General features: G+C 61.0%; 25 protein-coding genes. 18 read left to right on the top strand and 7 right to left on the bottom strand.

Features of this window, described 5'->3' with window-relative positions; translation table 11 throughout:
• Positions 1-149 precede the first annotated feature (149 nt).
• The 3 genes from I2G20_RS17390 to I2G20_RS07440 all read left to right on the top strand — a co-directional run bounded on the left by I2G20_RS17390 (position 150) and on the right by I2G20_RS07440 (position 2,294).
• On the top strand, positions 150-1,589 hold the full coding sequence (locus I2G20_RS17390) for an OmpA family protein (RefSeq protein ID WP_281389633.1): 1,440 nt from the start codon (positions 150-152) through the stop codon (positions 1,587-1,589).
• A gap of 76 nt (positions 1,590-1,665) precedes the next feature.
• The gene (locus tag I2G20_RS17385; protein ID WP_281389632.1) at positions 1,666-1,794 is read left to right on the top strand and encodes a hypothetical protein; all 129 of its coding nucleotides are present in this window, start codon (positions 1,666-1,668) and stop codon (positions 1,792-1,794) included.
• Entirely contained in the window at positions 1,794-2,294 is a 501-nt protein-coding gene (locus I2G20_RS07440; protein ID WP_196259062.1) for a hypothetical protein, read from the top strand. Before I2G20_RS17385 ends, I2G20_RS07440 begins: the two co-directional genes overlap by 1 nt.
• Before the next feature lie 172 nt (positions 2,295-2,466).
• On the opposite strand, the gene I2G20_RS07435 is transcribed toward I2G20_RS07440, so the two are convergent.
• Positions 2,467-3,417, bottom strand: coding sequence for an alpha/beta hydrolase (locus I2G20_RS07435; protein WP_196259061.1), 951 nt, complete (start codon positions 3,415-3,417; stop codon positions 2,467-2,469).
• Between the two features lie 194 nt (positions 3,418-3,611).
• Here I2G20_RS07435 and dapA point away from each other — a divergent pair, with 194 nt between their 5' ends.
• The 3 genes from dapA to I2G20_RS07420 all read left to right on the top strand — a co-directional run bounded on the left by dapA (position 3,612) and on the right by I2G20_RS07420 (position 5,478).
• Complete coding sequence (dapA, locus tag I2G20_RS07430) at positions 3,612-4,493, top strand: 4-hydroxy-tetrahydrodipicolinate synthase (RefSeq protein WP_196259060.1); 882 nt, start codon at positions 3,612-3,614, stop codon at positions 4,491-4,493.
• Positions 4,494-4,518: 25 nt separating this feature from the next.
• On the top strand, positions 4,519-4,974 hold the full coding sequence (gene smpB / locus I2G20_RS07425; protein ID WP_425502626.1) for an SsrA-binding protein SmpB: 456 nt from the start codon (positions 4,519-4,521) through the stop codon (positions 4,972-4,974).
• Between the two features lie 111 nt (positions 4,975-5,085).
• Complete coding sequence (locus I2G20_RS07420) at positions 5,086-5,478, top strand: GNAT family N-acetyltransferase (protein ID WP_207747568.1); 393 nt, start codon at positions 5,086-5,088, stop codon at positions 5,476-5,478.
• On the opposite strand, the gene I2G20_RS07415 is transcribed toward I2G20_RS07420, so the two are convergent.
• Entirely contained in the window at positions 5,475-6,113 is a 639-nt protein-coding gene (locus I2G20_RS07415) for a uracil-DNA glycosylase (RefSeq protein ID WP_196259057.1), read from the bottom strand. The genes I2G20_RS07420 and I2G20_RS07415 overlap by 4 nt on opposite strands.
• A gap of 25 nt (positions 6,114-6,138) precedes the next feature.
• Positions 6,139-6,699: a LabA-like NYN domain-containing protein gene (locus tag I2G20_RS07410; protein WP_196259056.1), complete on the bottom strand. Its 561-nt coding sequence runs from the start codon at positions 6,697-6,699 to the stop codon at positions 6,139-6,141.
• 362 nt (positions 6,700-7,061) lie between these two features.
• Here I2G20_RS07410 and rpoZ point away from each other — a divergent pair, with 362 nt between their 5' ends.
• From rpoZ to recO, 8 genes are all read left to right on the top strand, one after another.
• On the top strand, positions 7,062-7,430 hold the full coding sequence (gene rpoZ / locus I2G20_RS07405; protein WP_196259055.1) for a DNA-directed RNA polymerase subunit omega: 369 nt from the start codon (positions 7,062-7,064) through the stop codon (positions 7,428-7,430).
• A gap of 93 nt (positions 7,431-7,523) precedes the next feature.
• Positions 7,524-9,800 carry a RelA/SpoT family protein gene (locus I2G20_RS07400; protein ID WP_196259054.1) on the top strand — a complete coding sequence of 759 codons (2,277 nt, stop codon included), beginning with the start codon at positions 7,524-7,526 and terminating at the stop codon, positions 9,798-9,800.
• Positions 9,797-10,381: an orotate phosphoribosyltransferase gene (pyrE, locus tag I2G20_RS07395; protein WP_196259053.1), complete on the top strand. Its 585-nt coding sequence runs from the start codon at positions 9,797-9,799 to the stop codon at positions 10,379-10,381. The genes I2G20_RS07400 and pyrE overlap by 4 nt, the downstream gene beginning before the upstream one ends.
• Complete coding sequence (gene acpS, locus I2G20_RS07390) at positions 10,378-10,782, top strand: holo-ACP synthase (RefSeq protein WP_196259052.1); 405 nt, start codon at positions 10,378-10,380, stop codon at positions 10,780-10,782. Before pyrE ends, acpS begins: the two co-directional genes overlap by 4 nt.
• Positions 10,783-10,819: 37 nt before the next feature.
• Positions 10,820-11,590: a signal peptidase I gene (gene lepB, locus I2G20_RS07385; protein ID WP_246472925.1), complete on the top strand. Its 771-nt coding sequence runs from the start codon at positions 10,820-10,822 to the stop codon at positions 11,588-11,590.
• On the top strand, positions 11,587-12,294 hold the full coding sequence (rnc, locus tag I2G20_RS07380; protein ID WP_196259051.1) for a ribonuclease III: 708 nt from the start codon (positions 11,587-11,589) through the stop codon (positions 12,292-12,294). Before lepB ends, rnc begins: the two co-directional genes overlap by 4 nt.
• Entirely contained in the window at positions 12,291-13,190 is a 900-nt protein-coding gene (gene era, locus I2G20_RS07375) for a GTPase Era (protein ID WP_196259050.1), read from the top strand. The genes rnc and era overlap by 4 nt, the downstream gene beginning before the upstream one ends.
• Before the next feature lie 3 nt (positions 13,191-13,193).
• Positions 13,194-13,907 (top strand): DNA repair protein RecO, encoded by a 714-nt coding sequence (gene recO, locus I2G20_RS07370; protein ID WP_196259049.1) that lies wholly within the window; start codon positions 13,194-13,196, stop codon positions 13,905-13,907.
• Here the strand turns inward: recO and I2G20_RS07365 are convergent.
• The 3 genes from I2G20_RS07365 to I2G20_RS07355 form a co-directional block, all read right to left on the bottom strand.
• Positions 13,904-14,320, bottom strand: coding sequence for a VOC family protein (locus tag I2G20_RS07365; protein ID WP_196259048.1), 417 nt, complete (start codon positions 14,318-14,320; stop codon positions 13,904-13,906). The genes recO and I2G20_RS07365 overlap by 4 nt on opposite strands.
• 109 nt (positions 14,321-14,429) lie before the next feature.
• The gene (locus I2G20_RS07360; RefSeq protein ID WP_196259047.1) at positions 14,430-14,762 is read right to left on the bottom strand and encodes an ArsR/SmtB family transcription factor; all 333 of its coding nucleotides are present in this window, start codon (positions 14,760-14,762) and stop codon (positions 14,430-14,432) included.
• Positions 14,762-15,400, bottom strand: coding sequence for an SRPBCC family protein (locus I2G20_RS07355; RefSeq protein ID WP_196259046.1), 639 nt, complete (start codon positions 15,398-15,400; stop codon positions 14,762-14,764). Before I2G20_RS07355 ends, I2G20_RS07360 begins: the two co-directional genes overlap by 1 nt.
• A gap of 108 nt (positions 15,401-15,508) precedes the next feature.
• Here I2G20_RS07355 and I2G20_RS07350 point away from each other — a divergent pair, with 108 nt between their 5' ends.
• From I2G20_RS07350 to I2G20_RS07335, 4 genes are all read left to right on the top strand, one after another.
• Positions 15,509-15,955, top strand: coding sequence for an Rrf2 family transcriptional regulator (locus I2G20_RS07350; protein ID WP_196259045.1), 447 nt, complete (start codon positions 15,509-15,511; stop codon positions 15,953-15,955).
• A 1-nt stretch (position 15,956) separates the two neighbouring features.
• A complete protein-coding gene (locus I2G20_RS07345; protein ID WP_196259044.1) occupies positions 15,957-16,841 on the top strand; it encodes an NAD(P)/FAD-dependent oxidoreductase in 885 nt (294 codons plus the stop codon).
• 66 nt (positions 16,842-16,907) lie between these two features.
• Positions 16,908-17,552 (top strand): glutathione S-transferase family protein, encoded by a 645-nt coding sequence (locus tag I2G20_RS07340; protein ID WP_196259043.1) that lies wholly within the window; start codon positions 16,908-16,910, stop codon positions 17,550-17,552.
• A complete protein-coding gene (locus I2G20_RS07335) occupies positions 17,549-17,935 on the top strand; it encodes a DUF1304 domain-containing protein (protein ID WP_196259042.1) in 387 nt (128 codons plus the stop codon). The genes I2G20_RS07340 and I2G20_RS07335 overlap by 4 nt, the downstream gene beginning before the upstream one ends.
• Here the strand turns inward: I2G20_RS07335 and I2G20_RS07330 are convergent.
• Positions 17,932-18,693, bottom strand: coding sequence for a DUF6058 family natural product biosynthesis protein (locus tag I2G20_RS07330; protein ID WP_196259041.1), 762 nt, complete (start codon positions 18,691-18,693; stop codon positions 17,932-17,934). The genes I2G20_RS07335 and I2G20_RS07330 overlap by 4 nt on opposite strands.
• Positions 18,694-18,720 lie beyond the last annotated feature (27 nt).

The raw sequence follows: 18,720 nt of genomic DNA, 5'->3' as shown, positions 1-18,720 counted from the left end.
TGCGAGAGTTCCCCTCGCCCTCAAAGGACGGGTTAGGGCGGGGCCTTATCCGGTTCACACGCGGGCACCTGCGCGGCCCTCCACTATCATCCGCTTGCCGAATCGTCGCACAAAACACCTATCCAACCTGGTCCTAGCCTGAGTCTGTTATGCCCGCCCGTTCGTTCCTGAAAATCTCCGCTTCGGCCTGCCTTTCATTTGTGGCCCTCGTCACGCCTGCTGCGTCACAGCCAGCGCCCGGGGAACTGCGGCTTGCGCAGTACCAGGTCCTCGAAGTTGCACCCTCGGACGAGAGCGAGAGCCAGGCCACCTACCTCTGGACCCTTGCGATATCTAACGGTGCCATCACTGTATCCGGCGATGTCCCTGCAGAGGCTTTTCAACGTTACTTCAAAGTCCGCGCCCAAGCCGCGCTGGACGACGAATCCGTGGTCCGGGACGGTGCTCCGGAGGGTTTCGTTCTCAATGCCCTCGCCGCGCTCGAAGTCTCGCGCTTGCTTGCAAACGGCCGAGCGGGGCTGGACGGAGAGGGATGGTACATTGAGGGTGAACTTGCTGCCGGCCGAACGCGTTCCGATGTCGTCTCCGCTCTCGCCGAAGCCCTGACCCCGGCGAAACAATGGCGCATCGTGCTTGTGGAAAGCCCGGTTCTGGACCCCTGGGATGAATCTCGGGGTGACATGGATGGGGAGGAGCGCACCGAATCAACTACCCCAACCGATGTCATTCCGGGACTTGTCCCCGGAAACCAGGACGATGCTCCCGCGGACTCCGAACCTGCGGAAAACCCCGCACTGGACCCCGGGAATGAGTCCCAGGGTGACATGGTGGGGGAGGAGGGCGCCGAACAACCCGCCCAGCCGGCTTATACCTTCCAGGCGGTCAAGGGTGCGGATGGCGTTATAGCGCTGCGCGGCAACGCCCCTGCCTCGGTCCTGCAGACCATCATCGCAATGGACGAAATTCCGGTCTATATCGACCGCATCGCGACCAATCCTCATGCCCCGGATGGTTTCCGTCCCACAGCGGTCACCGGTCTGCGCGCGCTTGACCTTCTCGATACCGGGCAGGTTGTCCTGCGCGACGGCACATGGCTGCTGAGCGGAAACGCGGCGATAGACACCGTTAGCAACGCCGCGCTCGCCATGCTCTCAAGCGAAACACCCGATGTTGCCTGGAAGACGCTGGTCATCGCGCCGCCAGCACTCGATATCTGCCGCGAGGCGGTATCCAATTATATGGCCGACAAGGCCATTCTCTTCCCTTCGGCCGGCACAACGCCTACCGCCGCGTCGCTCGACCTGCTTCCGGGTCTCGTCGAACACCTCGCGATTTGTCCCGATGCCCCTATTTTCGTAGAGGGTCATACCGATTCCGACGGCACTACCGAAGCCAATCTCATCCTTTCGATACGCCGCGCGGAGGCCGTCGTCGATGCGTTGGTCGAGTTGGGCGTAGATCCGGCGCGTCTCTATGCGGTGGGATATGGCGCAAGCCTGCCTATAGCGACCAACGCCACCGCAGACGGCAAGCGGCAAAACCGCCGCATTGTCTTCAGCTTCGAGGATATTGCGCGGCCCGCGCCGTGATTTCGGGCCGTACGACTTGCGAACGGGGCGCCGATGCCTGTATTGAGAGGCACGCAAATGTGGGAGAATTTTTCCAATGACCCTCAGCGCCTTGCTTTATCTGCTGCAAATCTATTGGCCGTTCCTCGCGATCGCTTTCGCGATCGGCGTAGCGACCGGCTGGTATAGCCTGCCCGAGAGCGCTGGGTCGGAGGGCAAGCACTGATGGACGCAACACCCCATATTATCGAAAGCGCGCTGTTTTTACTCGTCGCCTTCCTGCTCGGTTGTGTCGTCGGATATCTCGCGCGGCGCATTGCGGCCTCGCGCGCGCCTGCATTGGTGCCGGCCGCCGACCCCGTGGCCGCCGCCGAGCAGCCTGCGCGCTCGAGCGAGTCCGCGGTGAGCGCCGACAGCGTTTCCCCCACCCCCAAGGGCAAAGCCCCCCGCGCGGGGCGCAAAGCGTCGGTCCCAGGCTCTTCCCAACGCGCCCGTAAAACCGTCGCCACCAGTAGTGGGCCTGCCGATGATTTGAAGAAAATCAGAGGCATAGGTCCGCGACTTGAAGCGAATCTTCAAGAGCGAGGGATCACCCACTATGACCAGATTGCCAAGCTGACAAAAAAAGCTACCTCAGAACTCGACGCCGAACTGAACCTGCGCGGCCGCATCGAGCGCGAGCAATGGGTGGAACAGGCCAAGGCGCTGATGAAGGCCGGAAAGTAGGGGCCGACGGGGTATCGTATGGGCCGGGATTTGGCCCCTCAATTTGCAGCCTCGAGCTAATCCCGGGCAAGTGCCGGAATGGAACTGCGGGAGGCTCAGGTGGCCATGTCGTTGAGGGAAGTGTTTCCCGTCACGAGAAACGACGCCCCGATGCACTCGAGGCGAGCGGGACCTACGCAACCTCTTCCTCAGCGGCCTGCGGCGTGCCGATGCTGGCGCAAAACTCGCCAATGGCCCGCAACTCTTCTGGCTCATCGAGCAGAGCCGGGCTGCCAGTGCCCGAGATAGTGATGCGCGCCGCATCCGAGCGCCGTCGCGCCATTTCCTCGAAGGTTTCGCGCCGTAGCTGGTCGGAAAGCTGCGTTCGCACCAGCATGAGCGGGAAAGGGGAAAGGGCATCGAACAGTGGCCATTGCGGTTCGAGAACATCGTCAAAATCGAACTGTTCGAGCTGCGCGATCAGTCTCGTATCGAACAGGGGAACAAGCCGCCCATGCCCGTCCTGCCGATATTGCCGCGCGATCAAAGCGTCAAGGCGCGCCTCGCTCTCTCCCGGATAGTCGGCTGCCACGGTTTTCCGAGCAGCGTCCTGCATTGCTGATCCCGATTTGAGCGCGGCGATGTGCTTGACGTTACTGCGCACGCGCACGATTCCCCGAGGGTCGGTCACCGGCCCTGCATCGATGAGCACGACACCGGCCAATAGCGAAGGTTGCGCCCGCGCGATGAGCATTGCCACCTGGCCGCCGTGCCCCTGGCCGACCAGGATGCAGCGCCCGATGCCCATCGCGGTAATCGCCGAAATGGCCGCGCCAGCATCATGTAGTGAGGAATAGCCCGATTTGGCCGAAAGATGCGCCGAGCGACCGCGGCCGGGCAGGTCAAGCGTGGCCACGCTTCGCTCGGGGTACTGAGCGCGGAAATTGCGGATGAAGTCCGCAAAGTCCAACATGTTCCGCGTATATCCGCCGATGCAGATCAATGGCGGCAGCGCACCACCCGTCCTCCCCGACATATGCACCGCCAGTTGCAGCCGCGCCGGTCCAGCCGTCACCATGGTCGCCGGCATGGCGGGGAAAGCGGGATGCTCTTGCATCTTGTTGCGGCGCAGGAAGGAAAACATCGAAGGTACTTAGCACGGCTGCACAGACCTGCAAGTCTTGCCGTTCGCGCTCGAACCTGCTTGTTGTGCCCGATATCTGACATTATGTTGCGCTCCGTTGGGTTCCGGGCTTGCAAAGCCCCCACGCCTTGCTGCAAAACGCGGATGTCACAGAACCACCGGGCGCGCCGGTGGACCACAACCGAGGATTACTGATGTTTAGCGGGTCGATCCCGGCGTTGATAACGCCGTTCCGTAATGGTGCCATTGATGAAGACGCCTTCGCGCGCCTCGTCAAATGGCAGATCGACGAAGGCTCGAACGGTCTCGTGCCGGTCGGCACGACGGGTGAGTCCCCAACGGTTAGCCACGAAGAGCACCGCCGCGTCATCGAGCTGACCGTCGAGGTCGCCGCAAAGCGCGTGCCCGTGATTGCCGGCGCGGGCTCCAATTCGACGCGCGAGGCCGTCCAACTGGCCGAATTCGCCGAACGGGCTGGAGCCGATGGCATCCTGTCCATAGTGCCTTACTACAATCGGCCCAACCAAGAGGGCCAATTCCAGCACTTCAAGGCCGTCGCAAAAGCCACCAGTCTGCCAGTGATCGTTTATTCGGTGCCGGGCCGCACGGTGGTCGATATCGCGGTCGACACCATCAAGCGCCTGCGCGACGAATGTCCCAATATCGTGGGCATCAAGGATGCCACCTCGGACATGGGCCGCGCCTCGTTCGAACGGATTACACTGGGCGACGATTTCGTCATGCTCTCGGGCGAGGATATTACCGCGCTGGGGTATAATGCGCATGGGGGGAGGGGCTGTATCTCGGTCACCGCCAATGTCGCGCCCGCCCTCTGCGCTGCCTTCCAGAACGCATGCCTTTCCGGGGACTACGCAACGGCGCTCACCATTCAGGATCGCCTCGTACCGCTTCACAAAGCTTTGTTCATCGAGCCCAATCCGGCGGGCGTCAAATACGCGGCTTCACGCATGGGCCTGTGCAGCGAAGACCTGCGCCTGCCGATGGTGCCGGTAACCGAAGGCACCCGCAAGGCAATCGACGACGCGCTTGTCCATGCGGGGTTGATAAACGGCTAACATGGCCCCCAAAAAGCAAAGCGGTATGATCTCGCACGGACCTGTTGCCGAAAACCGGCGGGCCCGGTTCGACTACGAGGTGCTCGATACGCTCGAGGCCGGGATTATGCTCACCGGAACCGAAGTCAAATCGCTGCGCACGGGAAAGGCTCAGATCGCGGAGTCCTATGTCTCGCCCGAAGGCGGCGAACTCTGGCTCATCAACGCCACCATCCCCGAATACCTCCAGGGCAACCGTTTCAACCACGACGAAAAGCGCCGCCGCAAACTGCTGGTATCGAAAAAGGAACTGGCAAAACTCGCCCGCGGCGTCGAGCGCGCGGGTAATACCATTGTACCGCTAAAGCTCTATTTCAACGATCGGGGCACCGCCAAACTCCTGATTGGTCTCGCCAAGGGCCGCAAGAATTTCGACAAACGCTCCGTTCAAAAGGACCGGGACTGGGCCCGCGACAAGCAGCGGTTGCTCAAGCAGGGATAAAATGGGGCGGACTTCATGGATATCCCTGATCTTGCCCCCGATTTTTCGTTTCCGAGACTTTCAACTCGTCCCGCCGACAGGGAATTTGCGTTTGAAATAAAGCGAGCCGCGATGGCGCCTCACATCGCTCCGCGGTGGGGTTGGGATGATATCTATCAGCGTGAAGTCCATCGCCGCCACTATTCGGTCAAGCCGTTCTTTGCGATAGCCAAGGGGGAACGGCGTATAGGTACGCTTTCATGGTGGATTCTGCCCGATCATATCCGGTTCGGCGAGTTCTATCTCTTGCCCGAACTGCACGGGCGAGGTTGGGGCACGGCAATTTTGCTACATGTTCTGATGCTAGCCGATAGTGCCGAACGTCCGGTCAGGTGCGAGTATCTTCGGTGGAATCCCGTGGGGTCGCTTTATCGGCGCCACGGTTTTGAGGAAATCGCCAGATCCGAGTCACATATCTTTTTAGAACGTCCGGCCCGCAAGATTTGGCGCGGGCCACCTACCTAGCCGGCAATATACGCCGCCGCCCGCCCGACAACATCCTCGAACATCTCGGTCGTCAGCCGGCCCGTATTGGTGTTGTAACGCGAGCAGTGGAAGCTGTCGAAGAGCATGCGTCCATCGCTCAGCCGATGCTCGGCGCCGTGCCCGAAAGGGAACGCAGCCCGACGTTCGCCGAGCGCCGTCAACAGGGAATCATGCGCGATCCGCCCGAGCGCCAGGATTGCTTTCGCTTGCGCACTTGCATTGAGCGTTGCGACAAGAAAGCGGCGGCAGGTGTTGATCTCGGGCCCGGTCGGCTTGTTCTGCGGGGGAACGCAGCGGACCGAATTGACGATCATCGTATCCCGTAAAACCATCCCATCGGCGGGATCGGCCCCATATTCGCCCTCGGCCAGCCCGAACTTGCGGAGCGTTGCGTAGAGCAGGTCCCCCGCATAATCCCCGGTGAACGGGCGTCCTGTGCGGTTCGCCCCGCGCAAGCCGGGGGCAAGCCCGACAATCAGAAGGCGCGGCGAGGTATCACCCCAATTGGGAACGGGGGCATTGTGCCAGTCGGGAAACTGCGCGCGCGCGTCCTCGCGAAAGGCAACGAGGCGCGGACAAAGCGGGCAGTCAGGAGGTGGGTTGGTCTGGTCCAACGGCGGTCAAAGGTCGGAGAATCGATCAGGCATCCTCGCGGGCAGAGACCTGACGGTCAACCTGCGATCGTCCCACCTTTTTGGCAAGCGTCGAAATTTCGAGGAAATGGTCGGCCTGTCGGCGCAGGTCGTCAGAAATCATCGGGGTCGGCGTCGAAAGGGTGGATGCGACCGTCACCTTCTTTCCCCGCCGCTGCAAGGCCGATACGAGCGCAGTGAAATCACCGTCGCCCGAAAACAACACGAAGTGATCGAAGTGCGAGGACATCTCGAGCGCATCGATGGTCAGTTCGATGTCCATATTGCCCTTCACCTTGCGGCGACCCTGGGCATCAACGAACTCCTTTGCAGGCTTGGTGACCACCGTGTAACCATTGTAATCGAGCCAATCAATCAATGGACGGAGGGATGAGTATTCCTGGTCTTCCACCAAGGCTGTGTAGTAATAAGCCCGCAGCAGATAGGCTGATTCCTGAAAGGATGCCAAAAGCAGTTTATAGTCTATATCTATTCCCAGCGCGCGCGAGGTCGCATAAAGATTTGCGCCATCTATAAACAAAACCACTTTTTCCCGCGGATCGAACATAACCGCAAAACTCCAAAACTATCAATATATTGTCCCTGCGAGCCCCCCACACTCGATCAACACACTAACACGTTAGCTGAGACATTCCAATTGCTACTGTAGTCGCATTTGGCAATTTTTGTGATTTAATCCCCCACCAATAGCCGCCCGACCACTTCCGGATGGCATTCTCTGATTTTTGAACGCGGCCCATTAAAAGCCCATAATTCGTCTCTCGCCAATTGGTTCCGTATTCCGTAAGCCCGGAATGCACTTCTCCGCCCGTCCGCCGATGGCGCGGTAGTTGCCCTCGCGCTTGTTTTTGAGTTCGGCTTCGTGTAAACGGGCCCTTCGCTCCCCTCTTTAGTCAATGGAGACCGGCCGTGGCACGCGTCACCGTAGAAGATTGCATTGAAAAGATTCCGAACCGCTTTGAGCTGGTGCTTATGTCGGCCCATCGCGCCCGCATGATTTCGTCCGGCGCGGCGATCACCGTGGACCGCGACAACGACAAGAACCCCGTCGTTGCCCTGCGCGAGATTGGCGACGGGACGATTTCGCCCGAGGATCTGAAGGAAGACCTGATCCACTCGCTGCAGAAGTATGTCGAGGTCGACGAGCCCGAGCGCGAAGCCGCGCCAATGATCGAAACCTCTTCGGACGAGGACGGTCCGGTATTCGACACGATCAGCGAGGAAGAGTTGCTCCGCGGCATCGAGTCGCTGGCTCCCCCCGAGCGCCGCGACGATTGATCGTTAACCCCCTTTTCTTATATTGTCTTTTAAGGCGTCTGGCGTTCAGCCCGGCGCCTTATTCGTTTGCCGTTCCTTGGAGTAACCCGGCGCATGATGCGTCAATACGAACTCGTTGAGCGTGTTCTGGCCTACAATCCGAACGCCGACGAAAACCTGCTCAACAAGGCCTATGTCTATGGGATGCAGAAACATGGCAGCCAGACCCGCGCGTCTGGGGACCCGTATTTCGCCCATCCCCTGGAAGTGGCTGCCATACTCACCGATCTCAAGCTCGACGATGCCACCATCGCCGTGGCCCTCCTGCACGATACCTTAGAGGACACAGACGCCACCCGCGCCGAAATCGACGAACTCTTCGGACCCGAAATCGGGCAGATCGTCGACGGGCTGACCAAGATCGAACGACTCAATCTCGTCTCCCGCGAGGAAGCCCAGGCCGAAAACCTGCGCAAGCTCCTGCTCGCCATCTCGCAGGATGTGCGCGTGCTGCTCGTCAAGCTCGCCGACCGCCTGCACAACATGCGCACGCTCGAATACATGCCCGTCCAGAAGCGCGCGCGGATCGCGCAGGAGACGATGGACATCTATGCGCCGCTTGCCGGCCGCATGGGCATGCAGGACATGCGCAACGAGCTCGAGGACCTGGCCTTCAAGTCGCTGCACCCCGAGCACTACAAGGCCATTACCCAGCGGCTCGCTGCAATGGAAATGTCGAGCCGCGAGATCATCGCGGAGATCCGCTCCGAACTCGAGAGCCATTTGGCCGAGCAGGGCATCAAGGCCAAGGTCTCCTCACGGCTGAAATCGGCCTGGTCCATTTATTCCAAGATTGAACGCAAGGCGATCGCGCTGGAACAATTGTCCGATATGATCGGATTTCGCGTCGTCGTGGACACCATCGACGCCTGCTATCGCACGCTGGGGGTAATCCACGCCCGCTGGAAGGTCGTCCCCGGCCGCTTCAAGGACTATATCTCGGTCCCCAAGCACAACGATTACCGCTCGATCCACACCACGATCGTCGGCCCGGGCCGCCAGCGCGTCGAACTCCAGATCCGCACCCACGAGATGCACGCCATCGCCGAGTACGGTATTGCCGCGCACCAGCTCTACAAGGAAGCGATCTCGGGCGACATGCGCCGGCTCGAGGAAGAAAGCCACGCCTATAACTGGCTGCGCACGACAATCGCACACCTCACCGAGGGCGATAACCCCGAGGAATTCATCGAGCATACCAAGCTCGAACTGTTCCAGGACCAGGTTTTCTGTTTCACCCCGCGTGGCCGGCTGATCGCGCTGCCGCGCGGCGCGACGCCCATCGATTTCGCCTATGCCGTCCATACCGACGTGGGCGATAGCTGTGTGGGATGCAAGATCAACGGTTCGGTCATGCCGCTCATCACCCAGCTTCATTCGGGCGACGAGGTGGAAATCCTGCGCGATCCGACCCATACGCCGCCGCCAAACTGGGAAAACATCGCTGTTACCGGCAAAGCCCGCTCAGCCATTCGCCGGGCCGTGCGGATCGGAGCCCTCCAGCGCGCATTTTCGCTCGGAGAGCAGGTTCTGGCCGCCGTTCTCGAGCGCGAGGGGCTATCGTTCTCGGACGATGACATTGCAACGCTGGCTGGACGGCTGAACGCCGGGGATCGTCAGGCGCTGCTTGTGGAAATCGGCGAAGGCCGGCTCAGCGCCGACGACCTCGCCCGCGAGGCGGCCGCCATGAAAGGCAAGCGCCGCAGGCGGTCCAAGCTGTCGCTCCCCGTCGGCGACAATGCAGAAGGTTGGTTCTCGCTCAAGCGGGGCGAATGCTTCAAGTTCCGCATGCCAGGCGGCCAGCGCAGCGCGGTCAAGCGCTTCGCGGCTCTCGTAGGGTTCGATTTCAACATGCCGGTCGAGGTGTCGCGCGAAGGTGTGGTGCCCGGGGACCGGCTTATCGGCATCCTGCAACAGAACGGAACGATGACGGTATATCCCGCCGAATCCGATGCGCTTGCCGAATATCATGACAAGGATGTAGGCTGGATCGACGTGCGGTGGGATTTGCAAGGCAAACCCGAGCGTCTTTTCAGGGCGGTGATTTCGATGCACTCGGCGAACCGTCCCGGCGCGCTTGCGCAGATTACCTCCGCCATCGCGGCATGCGACGCCAACATCTCCAATCTCGTCATGCGGGCGCTGGCCCAGGACTCCCACGAGATGATTTTCGAGCTTGAGCTTCGCGACCTGGCACAGTTGACAGACGTGCTCGCAACCCTCAAACGCACTCCGGGGCTTTCCAGGGTCCAGCGGGGCAGCGTGCTTCAGGCTAGCGCCATTGCTGGGATGGAAGGCGTCTTTTCGACCGACATGGAGAAAGCGCAATGACCCGCGACGAAGTGCTCGATATTTTCCGTTCTTGCGATGCCCTTCTTGAGGGGCACTTCATCCTGTCCTCGGGCTTGCGCTCGCCGGTATTTCTGCAAAAGAACCGTGTCTTCATGTTTCCTGACCGTGCCGAGAAGCTCTGCAGGGCGCTTGCGGAAAAGATCAGGGCCGAGGGCTATGGAGACATCTCGCAGGTCGTGTCGCCGGCTGTCGGCGGAATCATCCCGGGCTACGAAACAGCACGCCATCTCGGCGTACCTGCCATCTTCACCGAGCGCGTCGACGGCGTATTTGAGCTTCGCCGCAGCTTCCGTGTCGAGCCGGGAGAAAAAGTGATCGTCGTCGAGGACATCGTTTCGACCGGTCTCTCGATCCGCGAATGCATCGATTGCGTCAAGGCGCTCGGCGCCGATGTGGTCGCCGCAGCCTGTATAGTCGACCGTTCCGCCGGCGAGGCCGATATCGGCGTGCCGCTGGTCGCGCTCACCGAATACAAGGTGCCCGCCTACGCCCCCGACGCATTGCCGCCGGAGCTGGAGGCCCTTCCCCCGGTCAAGCCCGGGAGCAGGGGGCTCCAATGATCATCGGAATGGGCAACGACATCTGCGAGATTGCCCATATCGAGCGCACGCTCGAGCGTTTTGGTGAGCGGTTCACCCAACGGTGCTTCACGGACATCGAGCGCGCGAAATCGGATCGCCGCCGCAATCGCGCCGCTTCCTACGCCAAGCGTTTCGCCGCCAAGGAGGCCTGCGCCAAGGCGCTGGGCACCGGCCTTTCAAATGGCGTATTCTGGCGCGACATGGGAGTCGTGAACCTGCCGAGCGGCAAGCCAACCATGCGGCTGACCGGTGGTGCGGCCAAACGGCTCGCGCGGCTTGTTCCGCCGGCCCACGAGGCCCATATCCACGTGACCATAACCGATGACGTGGGGCTTGCGCAGGCTTTTGTCATCATCGAGGCGCTGCCGGTTGACCGGTGAGGGCCGCTCCCTTAACAGACAGGCGAATGCAGGAAAAATGAGCACCCCGATGTCGGACGCCGAAAAGAAGAAAAAATCCGGCAAGGGCGAATTGCGCGAAACGATCGTCGTCATCGTTCAGGCGCTCCTCATCGCGCTCGTCTTCCGCACCTTCGCCTTCGAGCCGTTCTCTATCCCCACCGCCTCGATGCAGTCCAATCTCCTGATCGGCGACTACATCCTGGCGTCCAAGTATTCCTATGGCTATTCGCGCTATTCGCTGCCCTATACCGAGGTGCCTTGGCGGGGGCGTGTGTTCGGGCGGGAACCCGAGCGGGGCGACGTGGCCGTCTTCCGTCCGGTTCCCCAGTCCGAGAATTACGTCAAGCGTGTCGTCGGCCTTCCGGGCGACCGCGTCCAGGTGACGGGTGGCATTCTGCATATCAATGGCGAACCTGTTGAGCGGGAACGCCTCGGTCAGGGGCAGGACCGCGACAGCAACTCGATGACGCTGCCGGTCAACATCTATCGCGAGACGCTGCCCAATGGCGTGAGTTATGTCATTCAGGAAATTTCCGATAACGCGCAGTTCGACAATACGCAGGAATATGTCGTGCCGCCCGGGCATTTTTTCATGATGGGCGACAATCGCGACCGCTCGCTCGATAGCCGCTCGCTTTCCCATGTCGGGTTCGTGCCGTTCGAGAACCTGCTGGGCAAGGCGGAATGGCGCTTCTTCTCGATTGAGGACAATATTCCGCCCTGGCAGATCTGGCGCTGGCCCGGCAACGTCCGCTTCGACCGCATCTTCACCTCGATTTACGAATGAGCCTGCGCGCGCGCGACAAAGAGCAGTTAGAGCAAAGACTGGGATACGCGTTCAACAACCCGGCCTTGCTCGCGCGCGCCCTGACCCATTCGAGCGCCGTAGCGCCGTCCCGGCGCACCGCCGAATCCTACCAGCGCCTCGAATTTCTGGGTGACAGGGTGCTCGGCCTCGTTGTTGCGCACATGCTCTCGGACAGGCTGCCCCGGTCCAATGAGGGCGAACTTTCGCGCACGCTCAACAGCCTCGTGCGCAAGGAAACCTGCGCCCGCGTCGCCCGCAAGCTCGGGCTTGGCCCGTTCCTGCATCTGGGTGAAAGCGAGGCGCGAACCGGCGGTGCCGACAAGGATGCGATCCTGGGCGACGTTTGCGAAGCCGTGATTGGCGCGATCTATGCCGACGGCGGTCTCGATCCCGCCTTCACTTTCGTCACCCGCATGTTCGGCGACAACCTCGATGTCACCCAGGCGCGCCGCGCTGACGCCAAGACTGCATTGCAGGAATGGGCTCAGGGCAAGGGGCTGGAGCCGCCGAACTATCTCGAAACGGACCGCAGTGGCCCAGACCACGCCCCAATCTTCACGATTTCGGTTTCGGTGCGCGGCTACGAGCCCATCACCGCGTCCGGAGCGTCCAAGAAACTGGCCGAGCATCTGGCCGCCGAAAAGTTCCTCCTGCGCGAGGATGTCTGGAGCACAGGCCTATGACCGCCACCACCAAATGCGGATTCGTCGCCCTCGTTGGCGCCCCGAACGCGGGGAAATCGACGCTCCTGAACGCCCTCGTCGGCACCAAGGTTTCCATCGTCACCCACAAGGCCCAGACCACCCGTGCGCAGGTGCGTGGCGTCGTGACCATCGATGAGGCCCAATTGGTCTTTATCGATACCCCGGGCATTTTTGCTCCCAAGCGCCGTCTCGACCGCGCGATGGTGCAATCGGCATGGACCGGGGCAGGGGATGCCGACATGGTCGGCCTCATCGTTGACGCCCAGCGCGGCCTCGCGCCCGATGTCGAAGCCCTGCTCGAGGGATTGCAGAACATCCGCCAGCCCAAGGTGCTGGTCATCAACAAGGTCGACAAGGTCAAGCGCGAAACCCTCCTCAAGCTCTCCGAGGAGCTCAACGAAAAGGCGCGCTTTGAAACAACCTTCATGATCTCCGCCCTCAAAGGCGATGGCGTTGCAGATTTCATCAATTGGTGCGTCGCACAGGCGCCCCTGGGCGAGTGGCACTTCCCCGAGGAGCACCTGACCGACCTAACCCTCGCCCTCACCGCAGCCGAGGTCACGCGCGAAAAACTCTTCCTGCGCATCCACGACGAGATTCCCTATAACGCCACGGTGGAGACCGAGAGCTTCAAGGTCCAGTCCGACGGCTCGTATCGCATCGATCAGGTAATCTACGTCACCCGCGACACGCACAAGAAGATCGTCCTCGGCGCCAAGGGGCAGACGATCAAGGCCATCGGCGCCGAAGCGCGAGCAGAGATGATCGAGATGTTCGAATGCCCGGTTCACCTCTTCCTTTTCGTAAAGGTGCGCGCCAACTGGGCCGACGACCCCGAACGCTACCGCGAGATGGGGCTGGACTGGACGAAGTGACAAATGGAATGGTCGGCTGAAGGCCTCATCATCGGCATCAGACGACATGGGGAAACCAGCCTGATCCTCGAAACCATGGTGCCCGGCAAGGGGCGCTGGCTTGGCCTCGTGCGCGGTGGCCGCAGCGCAAAGCAGGCAGCTTTCCTCCAGGCCGGCAATTCCGCGCTGCTTACCTGGCGCGCGCGCCTCGAGGATCATCTGGGCCTGTTCACAGTCGAAGCAACGAAGCTCCGCGCCGCCGGAATGCTGACCGACCGCACGCGCCTCTATCTCTGCCAGCTCCTTGCCGACCATCTCCGACTGCTGCCCGAACGCGACCCGCATGACGCTTTGCTCGATGCCATCCTGGCGCTGCTCGATGCCGACTGCACACCTGCCGAACTCGGCGCCGAGTTGGCCCGCTTCGAAATCTATCTTCTCGAAGAACTCGGTTTCGGACTCGATCTCGAAAGCTGCGCCGCCACCGGCGCGCTTGAGAACCTCACCCACGTCTCGCCCAAAACCGGCAGGGCGGTCAGCGCCCAGGCCGCGGAGCCCTACAAGGACCGACTCCTGCGCCTCCCGCCCTTCCTCGGGGCCGATATCGTGCCCGAACCCGGCGACATAGCAGATGCCTTCCGCCTCACCGGCCACTTCCTCGATCGCCACGTGTGGGCTGCGCGTGGAATAGAACAACCCGCCACTCGCGAGTGGTTGGTTGGTGTGTTGTCGGCCTAGGATGCGGCCTCTATCGGGGCCGACATATCCATATAGACGGGCTCGAAGATATTTCCGTCCGGGTCGGCAAAGGCGCGCGAGTACATGAAGCCCAGGTCCTGAGGATCGCGCACATCCGCCCTGCCGCCGGCCTTTCCGGCCGCTTCGGTCACCGCGTCCACGGCCGCCTTGTCCTCACAGGAAAACGCATAGAGCGCCCCGACCGCTTGCTGCGCGTCGGCAATCGGCTTGGTGATGAACGTCGAGAAGAATTCATGCTTGAGCAGCATGAACACGATCGCATCCGACCACGCCATCGAAACGGCATTCTCGTTGCTGAACTGCGGGTTCTTCTCGCATCCGATGGCGGTATAAAACCGCTCGGCGGTATCGAGGTCCTTTACGGGGAGGTTGATGAAAATCATTTTGGTCATGGGTCATTCTCCTGTCACCGAGGCCTTGTTGCCTCGGTGCGAGGACGATACGCCGGGGCGGCTCCCGACATTTGCGGAATTATTGCTGCAGTCATGATGGTGGGTGCCTCTACAGTTCCCCACGCTTTTTCTTGCCGCGCATGATTTCGGTGTCGAGCGCACCCAGCTTCGGTTCCCAGAACGCCCTGAAGCGATCGAGCCACATATCGACTTCCCGTAAAGGTCCCGGATCGACCGAATATACGCGCCGCTGCCCGTCCACCCGCACATTGGCAAAGCCGGAATCCCGCAACACACGCAGATGCTGCGAGACTGCAGCTTGTGTGATCCCGAATTCGGCCTGGATCACCTCGACAATCTGCCCCGAGCGATGCTCGTCCTCGGCGAGCAGTTCAAGAATACGGCGGCGCACCGGATCGCCGAGGACATCGAAGGCATGCATCACGCTTCCGGTGCCGGCTGTCCGGTATAAAAGGCAGTGGTCGCCTTCGCCGCCTTCCGGGCCGCCGCAGCATCATCGCCTGCATCGATAGCAGCCCGTGCCCAGTCATCGCTCGCGCCGCCGATAAACGCGCGGCCTTCCTCCGATGTTGCAAAGGCGGTCTCGTCAAACTTCTCCATCGTGCTGCCCGCCAGATGGTAGACCAAGCCCACCAGCCCGAGGTCCCAGCCAACGCCCACAGCGCCCGGACCATACTGATCCCAGAATTCATTGACTGGCGCGATATGGCAGAGCGTCAGCCGCGCACCATTCCCCTCCGCTTCAATGCGAACTTCGATCCAGCTCACGCCGCCGCCAAACTCCCAGGTCGCCGCGAAAAACGTCGGAGCATCGCAATCGGTAATCGTGCCGCTCGCATTGCCTTCAAGCTGATACTTTCCGCCGAGTTTGAGGTCGCCGTTGATTGGTAGGAACCAGCGCGGAATCCTTTCCGCATTGGTCACGGCATCCCACAAATCCTCGACGGTTGTCGCGTAGGTCCGTGAAAGCGTCACGCCCTTTGCCGGAGCGCCATCGCGCTCAAGATTGGAGACACTGCGCTCGATAGCGCCGAGATGGGTTGCAAAGTCGAAGTGCATGGCAAAGCCTTATATGCAAGTTTGAAATTATATAAGGCTATCCTTGTATATTTGGCATTGTCAATCCCGCGCTTGCCAGTTCCGATTTCATGTAATAGATAAAGTTACATGAAATCCAGCAGCCGCCTTTCCGCCGTACTTCATGCTCTCATGCACATGGCTGCCCATCGCGGGCCCATGACCTCGGAGGTACTCGCGCAATGCATGAGCACGCACCCCGTCGTTGTGCGCCGCACGATGTCCGGGCTGCGAGAAGCTGGGCTTGTCACCTCAACCAAAGGTCACAATGGCGGCTGGTCCATCGCTTGCGATATGGAAAAAACAACCATCCGCGACATCCACGAAGCGCTTGGTGAACCGGCGGTCTATGCAATCGCCAATAGCAACGATGCCCCGCAATGCCTTCTTGAACAAGCGGTCAACGCCGCACTCGACGACGCCATGAAGGAAGCCGAAGCGCTGCTTCTGGCTCGCTTCCAGAGCCTCACCCTCGCGCAAATCGCCGGTGACTTCACTGAGCGTCTGCGTCAAAGGCACCGCCACAAGGATCACTGAAATGAACTATGACGCCATCATCGTCGGCGGCAGCTACGCCGGCATGAGTGCGGGTCTGCAATTGGCCCGCGCCCGGCAGAAGGTCGCCATCGTCGATACAGGCAAGGGCCGCAACCGCTTCGCCGGTTTTTCCCACGGCTTTCTCTCGCAGGATGGCCGTGCCCCTGGTGACATCGCCGCCGACGCCCGCACCCAGCTTCTCGCCTATCCAACCGTCGAATGGATTGAAGGGGAAGCAGTCAAGGCTAGCGGCAAAGTCGGCGATTTCGGCGTCCGCCTCGCCAATGGCCGCGACCTCAAATCAAAAATTCTCGTCCTCGCATCCGGTGTCAGCGATACCTTGCCCGAAATCCCCGGCCTCGCTGAACGCTGGGGGAAAAGCGTTTTCCATTGCCCCTATTGCCACGGCTACGAGCTCGATCAGGGGCCGATCGGCGTGATAGCGACCGGCCCTGCTTCCATCCACCAGGCCCTGCTTCTCCCCGATTGGGGCCCGACGACCTTCCTTCTCAATGGCACGTTCGAACCCGATGCAGAGCAAAGTGTCCAACTCGCCGGCCGCGGCGCCAGAATCGAGGCCGGTCGCGTCGTCCGCATAACCGGTAGGGCCGATGTCGAGCTCGACGATGGCCGCACGATCTCCTTTGCGGGCCTCTTCACCGCCTCGCGTACCGCGCCATCCACTCCGCTGGCAACGCAACTGGGCTGCCGCATGGAGGACGGGCCCTTGGGCGAGTTCATCTGGACGGACGCCATGAAACAGACTTCGGTTCCCGGCGTACTGGCCTGCGGCGACGCCGCGCGCGGGGCGGGCAACGTTGCTGTCGCGGTGGGGGACGGCGCAATGGCGGGGGCCGCGGCCCATCGCTCGCTGATCTTTCCGTAAGACCGGCTTGTGCGGCTACCCTTAAGGGGCTACCCATTTCGGACTGAAAAACGAGGGAAGCCGCACATGCTTACAGTTTGGGGTCGGAAATCGTCGTCCAACGTTCAGGCCGTGATGTGGGCGATTGGAGAAATGGCGCTTCCCTATGAGCGGCACGACGTCGGCCATATCTATGGCGGCAACGATACGCCCGAATTTCTGGCCATGAATCCCAACGGCCTTGTGCCGGTCATCAGCGACAACGGCGCGGACCCGATCTGGGAAGCAGGCGCGATCCTGCGCTACCTCGCCAATCGCTACGGTCACGAAACCTTCTGGCCGTCCGATCCCCAGGCCTGCGCCCAGATCGACAAATGGGCCGAATGGGCCAAGATCAACGTGACCCCCGCCTTCACTGGCCCCATCTTCTGGCAACTCGTCCGCACTGCACCGTCAAAGCAGGATCCGCAAGCTGTCACCGCGGCCCTCGTGAAGCTCGACAAGCTCCTCGACATTGCCGAAGTGCAGCTCAACACCCACCCCTTCCTGGCGGGCGAGACATTTACGCTCGCCGATATCCAGTTCGGTCATATCCTCTATCGCTATTTCGATATGCCCATCCCGTTCCCCGAACGCCCCGGTCTTGAGCGCTACTACGGGGCGCTCACGGGGCGCCCCGCATATCGCGAGCACGTCATGGTGTCCTACGAGGAATTGCGCGTTACCGATTGAACCAGGATTGCGCACCATATCGCGCGGAGACATTAAATGATTGGCACTCTTCTCGTGCGCTCGTCGCCGCTATCCACATCTTCATCGCCATCGTTGAAATTGCCCTGCGGGACAAGCCGATCGGCCGCAAGATGTTCGCGCTCGCGCCCGACTTTGCCGAAAAAACCAAGGTGCTCGCCGCCAATCAGGGCCTCTACAACGGCTTCCTCGCCGCAGGACTGATCTACGGCCTCGTGACCGGCGACTTTGCCTTCAAGGTTTTCTTCCTCCTCTGCGTCGCGGTCGCCGGCATCTTCGGCGCTGCAACGGCCAGCCGGAAGATCATCTTCGTCCAAACCGTTCCGGCTGCACTTGCACTGTTGGCGGTGCGGTTTGCAATTTAAGCGCAACGCAATGCGTCGCTATCGTTGAGCAGCAGAGATTCGACGAGCGGGATTTTGCCCATTCCGTATCGAGCGAGCGGCGTATCGATCCAGAGGCCGGGCGTACCTTTGGGGCGCTGATGCGGTGCAAATGGGAGCATCACGGCATCCAGCCGCTCCATGACTTCGATCAGTTCGAGTCGCTCGGCAGGAGAAAGCGTGGAGCGTGTTCCTGAATAGGTGATTTCCCGTATCCTCACCGTGCCACCCGCCTTTGTTACGAGGCCAAGCGCATCGAAACGTCTGAGACAGACGCCGTAGCCGCCGTTTATCCAGTCCTCCCATTCCAGCAAGCCGGTTTCCCGCGCTGCCTCAGGGACAAGTCCTTCCGTCGAATAGGCGCCGGGGTAGGCCAGTTCGCCAAGTGGATCGCATTCGAGAGCCTTCAGGAATTCGGCAAGAAACATCTCGCGGAACGTGGCGGCGATCTCCGATGGCGAATGCCCTTCGTTGATAAAAACATTTGCCCGCCGTGCCCACCATATCGCTGCTGGACTGAACCATTCCGATGCCGGTTCTTTATCACGACACTCTCCGACCCAGCCGCCGATTGGGCTCCAGGCCGTACCGTCGGTCCAAAGCCGATAGATCGCACCCGGTATCGCGCGCGCCGCGATCAGCCCATCGAAGATTGGCTTTGTTATGCCGCTCGACTGGATAAAAACTATCTCATCCACAAAATGCGTTTTGAGATAGCGCGACAGCATTGCTGAAAGCATGGGACGGCTCCGTCTAGTGAATGTGCT

Origin of the sequence: Pelagibacterium limicola (assembly GCF_015694405.1) — a bacterium.
Lineage (GTDB): Bacteria > Pseudomonadota > Alphaproteobacteria > Rhizobiales > Devosiaceae > Pelagibacterium > Pelagibacterium limicola.
This window is presented reverse-complemented; position numbering and strand designations above follow the sequence as displayed.

Coding starts and splice junctions, on each gene's coding strand:
- I2G20_RS07435 (WP_196259061.1), bottom strand. CDS start 3,417: ATGTTTTCCTTCCTGCGCCGCAACAAGATGCAAGAGCATCCCGCTTTC.
- dapA (WP_196259060.1), top strand. CDS start 3,612: ATGTTTAGCGGGTCGATCCCGGCGTTGATAACGCCGTTCCGTAATGGT.
- I2G20_RS07410 (WP_196259056.1), bottom strand. CDS start 6,699: ATGTTCGATCCGCGGGAAAAAGTGGTTTTGTTTATAGATGGCGCAAAT.
- pyrE (WP_196259053.1), top strand. CDS start 9,797: ATGACCCGCGACGAAGTGCTCGATATTTTCCGTTCTTGCGATGCCCTT.
- I2G20_RS07340 (WP_196259043.1), top strand. CDS start 16,908: ATGCTTACAGTTTGGGGTCGGAAATCGTCGTCCAACGTTCAGGCCGTG.
- smpB (WP_425502626.1), top strand. CDS start 4,519: ATGATCTCGCACGGACCTGTTGCCGAAAACCGGCGGGCCCGGTTCGAC.
- I2G20_RS07400 (WP_196259054.1), top strand. CDS start 7,524: ATGATGCGTCAATACGAACTCGTTGAGCGTGTTCTGGCCTACAATCCG.
- lepB (WP_246472925.1), top strand. CDS start 10,820: ATGAGCACCCCGATGTCGGACGCCGAAAAGAAGAAAAAATCCGGCAAG.
- I2G20_RS17390 (WP_281389633.1), top strand. CDS start 150: ATGCCCGCCCGTTCGTTCCTGAAAATCTCCGCTTCGGCCTGCCTTTCA.
- I2G20_RS07345 (WP_196259044.1), top strand. CDS start 15,957: ATGAACTATGACGCCATCATCGTCGGCGGCAGCTACGCCGGCATGAGT.
- acpS (WP_196259052.1), top strand. CDS start 10,378: ATGATCATCGGAATGGGCAACGACATCTGCGAGATTGCCCATATCGAG.
- I2G20_RS07350 (WP_196259045.1), top strand. CDS start 15,509: ATGAAATCCAGCAGCCGCCTTTCCGCCGTACTTCATGCTCTCATGCAC.
- I2G20_RS17385 (WP_281389632.1), top strand. CDS start 1,666: ATGACCCTCAGCGCCTTGCTTTATCTGCTGCAAATCTATTGGCCGTTC.
- recO (WP_196259049.1), top strand. CDS start 13,194: ATGGAATGGTCGGCTGAAGGCCTCATCATCGGCATCAGACGACATGGG.
- I2G20_RS07365 (WP_196259048.1), bottom strand. CDS start 14,320: ATGACCAAAATGATTTTCATCAACCTCCCCGTAAAGGACCTCGATACC.
- I2G20_RS07330 (WP_196259041.1), bottom strand. CDS start 18,693: ATGCTTTCAGCAATGCTGTCGCGCTATCTCAAAACGCATTTTGTGGAT.
- I2G20_RS07440 (WP_196259062.1), top strand. CDS start 1,794: ATGGACGCAACACCCCATATTATCGAAAGCGCGCTGTTTTTACTCGTC.
- I2G20_RS07420 (WP_207747568.1), top strand. CDS start 5,086: ATGGCGCCTCACATCGCTCCGCGGTGGGGTTGGGATGATATCTATCAG.
- I2G20_RS07360 (WP_196259047.1), bottom strand. CDS start 14,762: ATGCATGCCTTCGATGTCCTCGGCGATCCGGTGCGCCGCCGTATTCTT.
- I2G20_RS07355 (WP_196259046.1), bottom strand. CDS start 15,400: ATGCACTTCGACTTTGCAACCCATCTCGGCGCTATCGAGCGCAGTGTC.
- era (WP_196259050.1), top strand. CDS start 12,291: ATGACCGCCACCACCAAATGCGGATTCGTCGCCCTCGTTGGCGCCCCG.
- rnc (WP_196259051.1), top strand. CDS start 11,587: ATGAGCCTGCGCGCGCGCGACAAAGAGCAGTTAGAGCAAAGACTGGGA.